This window comes from Aeromonas sp. FDAARGOS 1408 (assembly GCF_019048665.1).
GTDB classification, from domain to species: domain Bacteria; phylum Pseudomonadota; class Gammaproteobacteria; order Enterobacterales; family Aeromonadaceae; genus Aeromonas; species Aeromonas dhakensis.
This window is the reverse complement of the sequence record NZ_CP077394.1, coordinates 1,155,099-1,169,181: the sequence shown is the minus strand read 5'-3', so window position 1 is coordinate 1,169,181 and position 14,083 is coordinate 1,155,099. Positions and strand designations below refer to the sequence as shown.

The following is a 14,083-nucleotide window of genomic DNA, read 5'->3' as shown; positions in this document are numbered from 1 at the left end:
TAATATCTTAGATTACATTGAAATTTTCTTAACGGGGTTCTAAGGTACAACCACGTTAGTTGCTGTCAGCCGGGAGGCCTTTGAACAGGTCTCGTCGTGAGGATAGGATGTATCTACCGTTGTGAGGTAAACCCATCCTTATTCAGTACTATACTATTCTGAACAGCAACTTAGGTATCAAACCAGCAGATTATATGTCGTTAAAACTGTCAGTCATGCTTAAAAACATTCAAGCCTGTAAAATAATTATCATCGACATTTTCAAAAGCATTACAATATAGGTCGCAAGCCTCAACAAAAAAAGAATCTAATATTTTCAACGCCTGCTCAACCTTCTCCTTAAATAGGCTATCCTCAACCTCAATGATAATTAGCATTAGTGTAATAATATTGGCATAAAAATAATTCAATGAACCAATTAGCACTCTGTATATGTGTCTTTCTCTGGTACGCCCAATATAATACAAATAATCATGGTGTTTTTGCATCAATGATAATATATCATTGAAATCTCTAGATACATCATTCCAGTCCTTTCTGAACATATCCATCAAATCAATAAACAATGGTTTATTTAGTAGGATGTCAAAATCTAGATTGCTGGCATCAAACTTGATAAACCCACAATCAAAAATATTATCAACTATCTTCTTTTTATCTATTTTTCTTGAATGAAGGTTAAGCATTTCCGCATGAAGAGGAATTGCTCCATCAATATATATCCCATCGCTACAATTCATACACATAGTATTTTTAAATTCACTAATGAGTTGGGACATTCTGTATGCTGAAAGAGAAAACAACCTATTGGTATAGGCTACACCGCCAAAATTTGCAGGGGATAAAAATGCATCTTCTACATGTGATTTAATTTTACTTTCTTTTTTATCATTATAGTATAGACTTAATAGTGAGTGATGGGTTTCTATATTTTTATAGCCATTGTCAATACCAAACAAGTATACATTTTTAAACCCTAACAACAAGGCATAATTTAAACCTGAATTACCAACAAAAGGATTGGAATAATCTAGAGTATCATATTTCTGTTCTGATAAAGCCGATAAGTATGTATAAATAGGCTCATCTGCTTTAAAAGCTAAGCCTGTTTTTCTAAAAAACTTCTTACAATCTGGATGAATGACATCAACACTTAAGAAAGCCATCTCACGCAAGTAGTTTCGTGCATTCATTATGTCTAGAAAGTCAGCTGAACTTTTGGTTCTTTCAACTGCAACATATATATCAGCCTGAATTCCTTCTTTATAAAGTGCACTAACTGCAGAACCACATGCAATAATAATTACTTGATCTGATAGATTTTTAATAAAATTTATGTTTTTATCTAAAGAAGGTCCATTCCCAACAACAAAAGCTGGTATATCTTTCAAAAAAGACATATCTCTTTCTTTTTTTAAGAAAAAATCTTCATTTAATAGATGGATACGACTGTGAGCCAATGAATATATATTGTCATCGAAGAACCCCCACCCACTCCTGAGTAAGTGAAACTCCTTCTCAACCCTAGCAACCAATTTGTTTATTTTATCTGAATTGTAATGTGCGAACGAAAAATATGCTGATGACCAAAATGCGCCTTTACTACTCAGGGCATTAATCATATCTCCTACAAGGAGGTTCTCATCAACACCTAGGAATATATGCAAACTTATTGATTCCCTACTCATGAAATCAAGAAGAGCACTCCAGTCAAAACAAAAAAGAGAAGCATAAAATATATCTAAGTCAGGCTCAAAAGCAAAAAGATTTTTTATCTTAAACTTTTCATACAAATATCCAAGCTGATAACCAAGGCCTATACCATACATGACTACCATTGGTATATCAAAGCCAACAAACTTATTTAAAGTCATATCACAGCGTGTTATATCTGGTTTCAAATCAGCAATGGCATTGTTATATTTAATATGTATACGACCACCAACGAACCAGTCCTTTACAAAATTAACGCATTGTAACTTATTGTGTTGAAATATATATTTAACTTGTTCCTCAGCATCTTTAAATGGCTCATTACCATAGAGAGCCTTATTTTCTGATAACCAGAGAACATTTGGCTCTCCATTTTCAGTACAAAAAAATCGAAATGCACGTTCGGGTACATAATCTTTGAAAAAATTATATATATCTGGCATGTATTTTTCTAATGCCATCATATTCAGTTCATAACGAACTGGTAGTACATCGAGCATAGCAGCTTCCTGCTCTTTCTGGCGCTCGAGACGGGTTAACTCACTTTCTATTTCATTAATTTTTTTATTAAAATCCATCATAGATCACTAACCTAGATTCAGCTTGTAAAGATCAGATGCTCGACCTGCTTTTGAAATTTTCAACAAAGCAGCTTCAGTCTGGTTCTTAGTATTTTCTACTTGTTTATAGATAGATTGAAATTCTAACAATGCTTGCTGCTGCTCTATGTCAATCACAAGTTCTAATTTAGCATTCTGAAAAAAATCATTAAACATTTCTAGGTAACGATCAATTAACAACTCAGCTGCATTAACTTCCCCATTTTCCAATAAGGTCAGCAACTCTCGACCTACTGTCATTAATTCAGGGAAACGGTTATAGCTCATTTTGTCTACCAATATGTTGTTGAGCTAAAGCCTTTTCACGCATCTCGACAGGTATAGCATCCCAACCGCTTTTAATGGTCAGCATCAGGTTCATCACCTCGTCGATGGCGGCCATGTCCATGTCGCGACTGGCATCCATCATCCGTACCTTCATATAGTCATACAGAGCAAAAAGATCCTCTGGAACTTTACCATAAGAAAGATCCAGAGAGTCCTGTAAACCGTTGATGATGGCCATGGTCTTGGAGATGGACTGGGACTTGGCCTCGAAATCACGACGTTCGATGGCACCACGGGCCTGGGCAAGACGCTCGAGGCAACCCTGCATCAACAGCTGGATCACCCGGTAGGGATCTGCCACCGCCAGCTCGGACTGCAGATTCTGGGTGGTGTAAGCCTTGATATTTTTCCGATACATAAGAGGCACGGCTCCTGACTACGTATTAATTCGTTTTGGTATTGAGCAGATTCAGATAAGAGGCCGACTTGTTCATCTTAGCCAGCATACTGTCCAGGCTGCCATAACGGGCCCGCAAGGTCTCCTGATACTTGGTCAGCTGGGCGGTAATATCCGACTCCTTGCGGCTTACTTCGCGCAGATCGGTATTGAGCGAATCTTCCCGTTTGGCCAACAGGCCACCGGTCTTGGAGTAGGTTTCCAGCTGGCTGGCCAGCTTGCCTGCAACCCCATCCTTGCCGCCAAACACAGCAACCACCTGATCAAAGTTCTTGTCGATGGCCTCGCTGAACTTGGTATCGTCGATAGACAATACCCCCTTGTTATCCATCTTGATACCCATCTGGAAAATCGTTGAATAGGTTGAGGATTTTTGTGAGGGCTCGTTGATAGCACCGCCCATCATGTTGATCACTGCGCGTGTTGTCGCATCACCAGCCAGCGCTCCACCATCATTTTGGTTTTTTCCAGCCACGATAGAGCTACGTTTGCCCAACTCATTACTCTTCTTCACCAGCGCGTTGTAACCATCGACAAAGCTTTTGACCATATCTTTGATACCGGCCTTGTCAGTGCTAATGTCAACCTTGTTCGAGCTGTAGGTCTTGACCGGATTGCCACCTACATCGGTAGAGGTCGTGCTATCCGACTCTCTGAGCACGGTCAGTTTGAGCCCGACTATGGTGCCATCAAAGGTATTGGTCGCACTCGTCAGGGCGTTGCCATCTACCTTGATCTTGGCATCCTGAGCGCTCTGGCTTTGGGTCAACTTGGACACCAGGTTGTCGGTCAACTCGGTGGTGCTGCCGGTGATCTGCAGATCCTTGCCGTCGCCGCTGACCCCGGAGTCGATCATCAGCTTGGATTTACCATCTGAGGTATTCATGATGTTGACGCTCAGACCGAAGTTGTCTGCGTCATTGTTGATGCGCTTTCGGATGGATTGCAACGAATCGCCAGCTTTGACGTCGACATCGAACATTTTATCGCCAGCCTTGAACGTCAGTTTCCCGTCCTGGGTGATGAGGGGGGTCGTCGACGAGTCGAAGGTACCGTCAAATTTACTGGACTTCGCCAATTGTTCGACACTGATGTCATATTGACCGTTGGAGGCCCCCGCCTTGCTCTCCACCTTGAGCACGGGTTTGTCCTTGTCCTGGGTAATGTTGATGGATCGCTTGTTGAACGCATCATCCTTCGCCATGGCCTGCAGAGTGGTCACGAACGAGGCGATGGCAGACTTCAGCTGCCCCACACCGGAGAGAGTGATTTGAGTGTTGGTCTTCTTGGTGGTGATGGGCTGCATCAGTTGTGCCTTTTTGGCATCGACACTGGCAGCAATCACTGACTCCAAATCGAGTCCGGAGCCGGCACCGGCAGACGTAATGGTGGGCATACTCTCTCTCCTCTTAATTTTTTCGTATCAGATCTCGTTATCGAGCAGCAGCCCGACCCGCGAACCGCCGCCGGATACATCACCCTCACGCAGATCCTTGATCCGCTTGCTGATGGCCAGCAGCTCCTCACTCGGGATCTGCCGGATCATTGACTTGGTCTCGACGTCCATCACCTTGATGACCACCTGATCCAGATCATTCTCAACACTGAAATTGACAGTCCAACCTTGCAACTTGCTGAACTCCTGCAAGTTTTGGACCTCATTTTCAATATCGGCATTGGATACACCCTGTTTGGCGATTTTTTCACCACCCAGAGCATCCTGCTGTCTTTTCACATCCTGTTGTGCCATCACCCGCTGCTCTTCCGTCGTGCCAGATAGCACTTGAGCGGCCGATTGGCCGCTCTTGCTACTTGACTGAAGAGAAGAAGGAGTGACCGATGACGGGATCCCAATTTCATTGGCCATATCGTCGCTCCTTTTACTTTCTCATCACTGCTTTTCTGTTAGCCCAGCAGGGACAGAGCAGATTGCGGTCTTTGGTTGGCTTGCGCCAGGATGCTGGACGCTGCCTGTTGCAGAATGTTCTGCTTGGTCAGATTGGCTGTCTCGGTCGCAAAGTCTGCGTCACGGATACGAGAACGTGCAGCGCTCAGGTTCTCGGACACATTGGACTGGTTGCGAATGGTCGAATCAAACCTATTCTGAATCGCACCAAGCTCTGCCCTCTTTGAGTCCACAGCTTTAATCATGTAATCCAAGTTAGCCATTGATTTCTGTGCATTTAAGGCGCTTGTTATAGATTTAATATCAGTAAAAGACACATTGCCCGTAGTGGCTTTTGTCACTTTAAAAGCATCATTAGTCGTTGTGTCAGCAACCACTGTTGCTTTGCCTGTTGTCCCACCAGCGATGCCACTTAGAGTAAACGCAAATTTATCTAATCGAAATGAAATGGTTTGACCAGCATCAGCACCAACTTGAAACGTGCCTTTATATTTACCATCAAGTAAATTTTGACCGCCAAAAGTTGTATCTTTGGAGATACGATTTATCTCTGTATTTAATTGCTTATATTCAGCTTGTAATGCTACTCGATCATCCGAGTTGTTGGAGCTGTTAGCCGATTGTTGTGATAACGTACGCATACGTTGCAACATGTTGGTAATCTCATCCATTGCACCCTCTGCCGTTTGCGCAACAGAGATACCATCATTCGCGTTACGGTTACCCTGATCTAACCCGTTGACTTGTGAAGTCAAGCGGTTAGAGATCTGCAAACCAGCAGCATCGTCCTTGGCTGTATTGATACGCAGACCGGAAGCCAGTCTGGTATAGGACGTATCCAGGGACTTGTTGGTGTTCATCAAGTTACGCTGGGCGTTCAGTGATGAAGTATTCGTGTTGATATACATGGCCATAAAATATTCTCCCGAAGAACATGCGACTGCGGGTTGCGCCGCCAAAGCGGCGTCCCACCGTTAGAAGAACAGGTTGAACGAGCCTGATTCTTCTGGCGGGTGTCTGTTTGAACGAACAGGCCACCCGCAGTAGTGCAAACGTTGGATTCCGAACACCCCTCGATTGCTTCATCTTAGTTAGCGGCAACATTCACATAAGCTTTAGGAAAATTGTTGCCTAAAGCGGCAAGTTTTATCCGGCAAGCGGCAAGATGGTGGCAAGCCGTCCCCAGTGCTCGGGAGTGCGCCCTAACGCTGGTGCGAAGGAGATGAAATCAGAATGTTGGCACAGTTTGTGCTTTCTATGGTGGAGTGGCGTCAATTTGACGGCACAATAAAAAGAGGCCGGTAAACCGGCCTAAAACGAGCATACGCTCAGGAGAATATGACCAAGCGTGACAGAACTGAACAACTGGACAACACTTGGCATTGCATACTACATAAGTAGTAGAGAAGCATTTCTCTCACGATAGAACAGAGTGCGACCCGAACACCCCTTTGTTCCATCTCTTGACCAGGGCGGCCTGAACAACCGCCCTGTTTTCTTTTGTTAGCCTTGTAGTAAGGAAAGTGCAGACTGCGGCCGCTGGTTCGCCTGAGACAGTATGGTCGAGGCTGCCTGCTGCAAAATGTTCTGCTTGGTCAAGTTGGCAGTTTCAGTGGCAAAGTCAGCATCACGGATACGTGAGCGCGCAGCGCTGACATTCTCAGACACGTTAGCCTGATTACGAATGGTAGAATCAAAACGATTTTGTACTGCGCCCAAGTCAGCCCTTTTACTATCAACTGCTTTAATCATAAAGTCTAGGTTAGCCATTGATTTTTGTGCATTTAATGAGCTGGTAATTGACTTGATATCACTAAAATTTACATTCCCTGTAGTTGATTTAGTTACCTTGAAAGCATCACTAGTGGTCGTATCAGCAACTACTGTTGCTTTACCTGTAGTACCACCAGCAATTCCACTTAGCGAGAATGCGAATTTGTCTAGTCTAAAAGAAATAGTTTGCCCAGCATCCGCACCGACTTGAAAAGTGCCCTTGTACTTACCATCGAGTAAATTTTGACCACCAAACGTTGTGTCTTTTGCAATACGGTTAATTTCTGTATTCAGTTGTTTATACTCAGCCTGTAATGCCACTCGGTCATCCGAATTGTTGGAGCCATTGGCGGATTGCTGGGACAGGGTACGCATTCGTTGCAGCATAGAGGTGATTTCCTCCATGGCGCCTTCGGCGGTCTGGGCGACGGAGATACCGTCGTTGGCGTTGCGGTTGCCCTGATCCAGACCATTGATCTGGGAGGTCAAACGGTTGGAAATCTGCAGACCGGCGGCATCGTCTTTGGCGCTGTTGATGCGCAGACCGGATGCCAGACGGGTGTAGGATGTATCCAGAGATTTGTTGGTGTTCATCAGGTTACGCTGAGCGTTGAGCGATGAAACGTTCGTATTGATATAAAGACCCATGACTATTCTCCTAAGCTATTAAATTTACTATTTAATTTGCTCGAACTTTATTGTCTTTCCTGTTCGATGCTTCTTATTTAACGGCCTCTTTTTCGATGTCTTTAGCATTATTTTCAACGCTTCATCGCATTAACGCCGCTTACCCTATATATCGGCATGTTCCGGCTGAACTTGAGGAAAAAAGTGCCCTGTTTTGCTCATTGAATTCATCAGGCTTGCGACAACGGGCCGGGCGCAGGTCTATGTCCACCTCCCCTGCGACATGACGCCGCTCAGATGCATCGCGCTGGCTGGTGCCATTGCAGCCGAGAAAAACTGGGTCTGGCTCCCACTTCTTGCAGGCAGCCATTGGTCAGACGCCGCAATCCCCCCTAAAATCGCGGCCCCATCAACAATTGGACGTGAGTTGTTCTCCATGCAGACACTGGTTGAGCAGATTGTTTACATCAGCGACATGTTTGGTACTGCGGTATTCGCGTTTTCGGGCGTACTGGTGGCGGGCCGTCTCAGGATGGACGGTTTTGGTGTCATGGTGTTGGCGGCGGTCACCGCCATCGGCGGCGGCACCATCCGCGACATGATCCTGGGGGCCACCCCGGTCTTCTGGGTACGTGACCCCCTCTACATCTGGGTGGTGATCGCCACGGCACTGATCGGCATGTGGATGGTCAAGCTGCCCCGTCGCATGCCCTGGTACGTGTTGCCGGTCGCCGACGCCTTCGGGCTGGCGCTCTTTACCGTGATCGGGGCACAGAAAGCCCTCAACTTTGGTACATCGGGGCTGATCGCCGTATTGATGGGCACCATGACAGGGGTGGCCGGCGGCATGATCAGGGACGTGCTGGCCCGGGAGGTGCCCATGGTGCTGCAAAAGGAGATCTATGCCACCGCCTGCATCCTGGGGGGGATCCTCTATACCCTGGCGCTGGAGATAGACGTGGATCGGGTGACCGCCATGCTCATCTGCATGACGGCGGTGTTTGGTTTACGGGTGGCCGCCATCTACTGGCATCTGTCACTGCCTACCTTCTCGCTGCAGCGCAATTGACCTCACAACCGGCGTCAGGTCGCACTCCCGGCCCGGTTGCGTTGAACCAAGCAGGCTTTTCTGTTGTCATAGGATGCAGTGTTGTAAGCCGGAATCCCTCATGCAAAAACTTGGACTCATCGCATCACTGTTACTGATGAATGTGGCAACGGCGCAGGCTGAAGCCCAGGTACTGTTTGGTCGGCTCGCGTCCACCCCGGTGCAGCAGTTCAACCAGCAGATCCGTCAGGCAAGCACCGCCCAGCAGAGCTGGGTCAATGACTATCGTGAAGTGGCCCTGCGTTTCGTCGGCCACAGCGACATACCCAGTCGCATCCAGGCGCAGCAGCTGGACAACGATCTGGTGCTCTCGGTCGCCCTCGATGGCACCAAGAGCGACATGATCTACATCCTGACCCTGTTTCGCAGCAACAACCTGTGGCAGATGCGCCAGGCGGAAATGGGATGGCGCTGCCAGGGGCAGTCCACTTTTACCCCGGTCCCCTGCCCTTGAGCCTCAACCTGCAAGTGAAATAAAAAAATCCGGCACATTGGCCGGATTTTTTTATGCATGCGTGAGCGTCACCTTACGGACGGTACACCTTGATGTTGGCAAAGCCCTTCTCTTTCAGGTAGAGCGCCTGCAGCTTGCTCATCACGCCGCGATCGCAGTAGAGCAGGTAGGTCTTCTCTTTCGGCAGATCGCCAAAGGCGGTGGCCAGCTTGAAGAAGGGGATATGCATGACCTCACGCCCTTCCACCAGCAACGGCTTCTCGTCGTGCTCATCCATGGAGCGGATATCTAGGATCACCTCGTTGTCACCACTCTCGGCGGTGGTCTCCACTTCCTGCACCTCAGCGGCGGTCTCTTCGCCGATGCGACGAATGTCGAGGTAACGGGCCTCGGCCACCACCTTGTCCAGAATGGCGAAGTCGAAGTTGCCCTCTTCCTCTTCAATGCGGGCCAGATCGGCCTTCACGGTCGGCTTCTTGGAGATGACGCCGCAGTACTCCGGCATGGTCTCAGCGAACTCCAGGGTACCGATGCGGCGCGCTTCGCTGATGATGTCCGGCTTGTCCCAGGTGATGAGCGGGCGCAGGATCACCTTGTCGGTCACCCGGTCGATGACGTTCAGGTTGGTGAGGGTCTGGCTGGAGACCTGGCCCACGCACTCGCCGGTCACCAGCGCCGGGATCAGGAACTCGTCAGCCACCTTGGCGGCGGCACGCATCATCATCCGCTTGAGCACCACGCCCATCTGACCGTTGTCGATCTTCTCGAGGATCTCGGCTACCACAGGCTCGAAGTCCACCGCGGTGAAACGCACCCGATGGGAAGAACCGAAGCGGTTCCACAGGTGATAGGCCACCTGCTTGACGCCGATCTCATGAGCAGCCCCACCCAGATTGAAGAAGCAGTAGTGCACCCGGCAACCGCGCTTGATGAACTGGAAGGAGGCCACGCCCGAGTCAAAACCGCCGGAGATGAGACTCAGCACATCTTCCTGGGTGGCGATAGGCATGCCGCTCAGGCCCTGATGGATGGCGCTGACGATGAAGAGCTCTTCGCCGTCGATCTCGAGGTTGATCTTCACATCCGGATTCTTGAGACGCACGCCGTTGCTCACGCAGTGCTGGTTCAGGCCACCACCCACGTAACGCTCCACTTCGAGGGAGGAGAACTCGTGCTTGCCGTGGCGCTTGGCGCGCACACAGAAGGTCTTGCCCTCGAGCTGGTCACCCCACACGACTTTCACCTGCTCGAAGATGTCGTGCAGGTCGGTAAACTTGCTGGCTTGCACCTCGAGGAAGGCCTGAATGCCGGGAATGCAGGCCAGGGCTTCGATGGCCTGTTCACGGAACTGGTCATTGCGGGAGCTCACGATCAGCTTGTCCCAATCCATCCGCACCCGGGCATCGTCGTCGAAGCGGCGCAGGACATTGCGGATATTGCCCTGCAGGATCTTGATAAAGCGCTGTCGAACCGACTTGCTCTTGATGGTGATTTCCGGGAACAGTTTGATAATGAACTTCATGGTAATGACTCGGGTGACCTTGATTTAAGGGCGCGAATTATATCAGAACTTTGTGGCCAGCGCCTACTGGATGAGCGTTTGCTCACATTCCCCCACGCAATGTTTGCCGCAGCGAGGCAATCTTGCGTATATTCCCGAACCTGCGTCCCGGCAACATTCCTGACCACAGACCCATTCGATGAAGACCTACATCTACTACCCCGGCATGGAAGTGCGCGACGAGCTGTGGCTCAAGTTTGCCCTGCTCTATCTGGAGCGGCTCGCCTTCGTCTTCACCGTCAGTGAGAAGAGCGGCCTCACCGCCCTGCTGCAAACCCTCGAGCAGGAGACGGATCTGCTGGCCGAGCGGCCGGATGCCGCCTTCTTTGCCGCCATCACCCCCCAGATAGAGAGTCAGATTGCCGGCCTTATCGCCCCCGACTTCGTGCGTCACAAGGTGTTTGGCAACAAGGAGCTGATCGGGCGCTGGCGCACGCCGGCCAACCACGACTGTTTCTGCCCGGCCCAGGCGGGGCTGGAGCGGCTGCACGGCTTTTGCCTGACTCACGGTTTTGCCAGCCGGGAGGAGGGCGGGTTCAGGATGGCGCGCCGCTTTGCCAATCTGCTCTCCATGCGGCTCGCCCGCGAGTGGGCACTCGCCAATGAGGGGGCCCTCATCACCGATCACGACTATCTGGACCGGCTGCTCCACCTGCTCGAATCGCGCTATCACAACCGCGGTGGCCAGGATTGCTTCCATCTGGAGATCCCGCTGCAAGTGCCCACTCACTTGGCCGACATCCCGTTTGCAGAGCTGATCGCCCTGCGCAGTCGCAGCGGCTTTCGCCAGCAGCTGGCCGAGTTTAATCAGGCGCTCGATGCCCTGCTCGCCATGCTGGGCAGCGGCTACGCCGAGCCCGCCATGCTGACCCGCTTCGAGCAGGCGCAGCAGGGGCTCAACCAGTTGCTGGGGCCGCAGACCCAGAGTCTGCCGCTCACCACGCTCGTCAGTACTGGCTTACCGGCCATGGCGATGATCCATCGCCTCAAGGCGAGCCACCCGGACAGCAAGCTGGTGTTTCACTCCATCAAGAAGAGCCACTTCCACCAGCGCAAGAGTCAGCACTTCTTCACCCGGCTGGGGCAGGTCAAGCCCTGACGCCAAGACGGCCTGCCGGGGATCGACAATCCGCTGACGGCATCGGAGTCATCCCCCGATGTCGTCAATATTCTGACCCCCCAAAAACAGGCGCCTCCCCTCAGGAGGGATTTTCCAAGCGAAACTCGATGCGATCGCTGTTACCCGCCTCGTCCACCACCACCAGCTGATAGCGACCCGCCTCGCTCAGCACCTGATCCCCGTCCCAGCGCAGCCGCTGACCGTTGAGAAACCAGGCCGGTTTGCCGACGCCCCCCAGCACCTTGGGCTGCAGCCGATAGCGTTGGCTGCGAACAAGGTTGCCCTCTCCCAGCGCCAGGATGCGAATGGGAGCATGCAGCTCGGTGCTCTGCCCCTCCCCCGCACAGTGGCTTGCCAGCAGCACCTGGCGCCGCTCGCCAGGCCCCCGCCACGGCTCCAGCGACAATGGCCAGAGCGCCCGAAAACCGGATTGCGCCGCATCCTGACAGCGGCTCAGAGTGGGTTTTCCCTGAACGGTCAACGCAACCTGGCGCAGCGGCGAAGGCCAATCCATGGGATCCGGCAAGGTGGGGGGATCGCGCCCTTCCAGCAGCCAGGCGCTCTGGCGCTGCAGACAGGCCTCAGGCAGGGTCGCGCTCGCCTTGCGCCCCAGCGGCCAGCAAACTTCGGCCTCGCTCACCGTATTGGGTTGTGCCGGCAGGGGGCTGCTGTCAGCCAACCGCGAGTAGACCGAGAGCAGCAGCGGCACTGCCGCGCTCTGGCCGTAAAAACCGGGCATGGGGGTGCCGTCGGGGCGCCCCAACCAGACGCCTATGGTCCAGCGACCAGAAACCCCCATCGCCCAGCTGTCGCGATAGCCATAGCTGGTGCCGGTCTTCCAGGCCAGTCGGTTGACCCGGCCGGTCGCCTCGCTGGCAAAGGGCTGATCCGCCCGCCCCTGCACGCTCAATATCTGCCAGATGATCCAGGCTGCTCCCGGACTCAGCAAGGGGCGCGACACCGCCTGCTGCCCCGCCAGCCAGACCGGCATAGCTACCTGTCCCTCACGGGTCAGCGCACTGTAGAGCGCCACCAGCTGCTCGAGCCGAATGCCTGCCGCCCCCAGCGCAATGGCCGGATTGGGTTTGTCGGAGAGTGCCAGTCGCACCCCGGCGTTGTCGAGACGGCTGACCAGTTTGTCCGGCCCAAGCGCCTCCAGCACCTGTACCGCCGGCACGTTGAGGGATTGCTGCAGCGCTTGGGCCAGGGTCACCGGCCCCTGAAAGGCGCCGGAAAAGTTGGCGGGACGATAGTCAGATCCCAACCTTGGCGCATCGGAGAGCAGGGAGGCCGAGTGCACCAGCCCCTCATCCATGGCCAGACCGTAGATAAAGGGCTTCAGCGTAGAGCCGGGGGAGCGGATCGCCTGCACCATGTCCAGATAACCGTGGCGGCGCAAATTGCCATACTCGGCACTGCCCACATAGGCGCGCACCGCCATGGTTTTGTTATCTACCAACAGCAACGCCGCTGAGGTCTGCTCCGGGAAGCGACGGATATAGCTCGCCACCCGTCCCTCCAGCCAGCGCTGCAGATCCCCGTCTATGGTCGTGTGCACCAGCGCCCCGGCCTGATTGTCGGCGGCGAGGCGGGCAAAGAGCGGTGCCTCCATCGGCGTGAAGTGACCGCGGGCCAGCACCGGCTCGATGCGCCCCTCCAGCCACACCTCCTCGGGCCAGACGCCCTGCGCTACCAGCCGCTGCATCACTTTGTCGCGAGCCGCGCGAGCCCGTTCGGGGTGCCGGTCCGGCCGGTTGCGGCTGGGAGCCTGCGGCAGCACCGCCAACAGCGCAGCCTCGGCATAAGTCAGCTTGGCGGCGCTTTTGCCAAGGTAGGCAAAACTTGCCGCCTGCACCCCCTCCAGATTGCCGCCAAACGGCGCCCGGTTGAGGTAGACGGTGAGCAGGGTGCGCTTGTCGTAGTGCCACTCCAGCTGCAGCGCACGGGCCATCTGACGCAGCTTGCCGGGCACGCTCCTGTGATAGGGCTCGATAAGGCGGGCAACCTGCATGGTGAGGGTCGAACCGCCCGACACGGCTCGCCCGTAGCGCAGCCACTGCCAGACCCCGCGCACCATGGCCACCGGATTGACCCCGGGATGACGCCAGAAATGGCGATCCTCGTAGCCAAGCAACGCCTCGATATAGCGGGGGGAGACCTGCTCCAGGGTCACGGGGTAGCGCCACACCCCGCTGGTATCGGCAAAGGCGCGCAGCGGTCGCCCCTTCATGTCGAGCACCACCCGCGCGTAGGCCGGGTCGAGTGGCGGCGGCGGAAAAATACGATCCAGCGCCAGCAATGACAGGAGCAGTGCTACAACGCCCAGCCCAGAAAAGCGCAGCCAGCGCGGCAGACAGCCAAGCCAGCGCCCGCCAGCGCGGCCTAATTTCAGCCAGCCACGCTGCCAGAAAGTGAGCGGGCGAACCCGCTCAAGGGAGGGGTCGTTGCCCAGAGAGCGTCTGCGACCCATCAAGCGC

Annotated in this window: 12 protein-coding genes; 3 read left to right on the top strand and 9 right to left on the bottom strand. The window is 52.5% G+C overall.

Annotated features, from left to right (window positions below):
- Positions 1-209: 209 nt before the first annotated feature.
- The 7 genes from I6L38_RS05585 to flaA all read right to left on the bottom strand — a co-directional run bounded on the left by I6L38_RS05585 (position 210) and on the right by flaA (position 7,384).
- Positions 210-2,294, bottom strand: a complete 2,085-nt coding sequence (locus I6L38_RS05585) for a 6-hydroxymethylpterin diphosphokinase MptE-like protein (RefSeq protein WP_226009705.1) — start codon at positions 2,292-2,294, stop codon at positions 210-212.
- A 6-nt stretch (positions 2,295-2,300) separates the two neighbouring features.
- Positions 2,301-2,600 (bottom strand): hypothetical protein, encoded by a 300-nt coding sequence (locus I6L38_RS05580; RefSeq protein ID WP_024946099.1) that lies wholly within the window; start codon positions 2,598-2,600, stop codon positions 2,301-2,303.
- Positions 2,590-3,018, bottom strand: coding sequence for a flagellar export chaperone FliS (fliS, locus tag I6L38_RS05575; protein ID WP_024942779.1), 429 nt, complete (start codon positions 3,016-3,018; stop codon positions 2,590-2,592). Before fliS ends, I6L38_RS05580 begins: the two co-directional genes overlap by 11 nt.
- A 25-nt stretch (positions 3,019-3,043) precedes the next feature.
- Positions 3,044-4,453 (bottom strand): flagellar filament capping protein FliD, encoded by a 1,410-nt coding sequence (gene fliD / locus I6L38_RS05570; protein ID WP_024942780.1) that lies wholly within the window; start codon positions 4,451-4,453, stop codon positions 3,044-3,046.
- A 27-nt stretch (positions 4,454-4,480) separates the two neighbouring features.
- A complete protein-coding gene (locus I6L38_RS05565; RefSeq protein WP_216989269.1) occupies positions 4,481-4,924 on the bottom strand; it encodes a flagellar protein FlaG in 444 nt (147 codons plus the stop codon).
- A gap of 38 nt (positions 4,925-4,962) precedes the next feature.
- On the bottom strand, positions 4,963-5,877 hold the full coding sequence (gene flaB, locus I6L38_RS05560; RefSeq protein WP_024942782.1) for a flagellin B: 915 nt from the start codon (positions 5,875-5,877) through the stop codon (positions 4,963-4,965).
- Positions 5,878-6,466: 589 nt separating this feature from the next.
- Positions 6,467-7,384 (bottom strand): flagellin A, encoded by a 918-nt coding sequence (gene flaA / locus I6L38_RS05555; protein ID WP_024942783.1) that lies wholly within the window; start codon positions 7,382-7,384, stop codon positions 6,467-6,469.
- Between the two features lie 415 nt (positions 7,385-7,799).
- Here flaA and I6L38_RS05550 point away from each other — a divergent pair, with 415 nt between their 5' ends.
- Both I6L38_RS05550 and I6L38_RS05545 read left to right on the top strand, forming a co-directional pair.
- Positions 7,800-8,432 carry a trimeric intracellular cation channel family protein gene (locus I6L38_RS05550; protein ID WP_017779902.1) on the top strand — a complete coding sequence of 211 codons (633 nt, stop codon included), beginning with the start codon at positions 7,800-7,802 and terminating at the stop codon, positions 8,430-8,432.
- Positions 8,433-8,532: 100 nt separating this feature from the next.
- Complete coding sequence (locus I6L38_RS05545; RefSeq protein ID WP_005299659.1) at positions 8,533-8,925, top strand: hypothetical protein; 393 nt, start codon at positions 8,533-8,535, stop codon at positions 8,923-8,925.
- 73 nt (positions 8,926-8,998) lie between these two features.
- Here I6L38_RS05545 and thiI read toward each other — a convergent pair whose 3' ends face one another.
- The gene (thiI, locus tag I6L38_RS05540) at positions 8,999-10,447 is read right to left on the bottom strand and encodes a tRNA uracil 4-sulfurtransferase ThiI (protein WP_043170937.1); all 1,449 of its coding nucleotides are present in this window, start codon (positions 10,445-10,447) and stop codon (positions 8,999-9,001) included.
- 178 nt (positions 10,448-10,625) lie between these two features.
- Here thiI and I6L38_RS05535 point away from each other — a divergent pair, with 178 nt between their 5' ends.
- Entirely contained in the window at positions 10,626-11,585 is a 960-nt protein-coding gene (locus tag I6L38_RS05535; RefSeq protein ID WP_024942785.1) for a hypothetical protein, read from the top strand.
- 100 nt (positions 11,586-11,685) lie between these two features.
- Here the strand turns inward: I6L38_RS05535 and pbpC are convergent, their stop codons facing one another.
- Positions 11,686-14,076, bottom strand: coding sequence for a penicillin-binding protein 1C (gene pbpC, locus I6L38_RS05530; protein ID WP_024942786.1), 2,391 nt, complete (start codon positions 14,074-14,076; stop codon positions 11,686-11,688).
- Positions 14,077-14,083 lie beyond the last annotated feature (7 nt).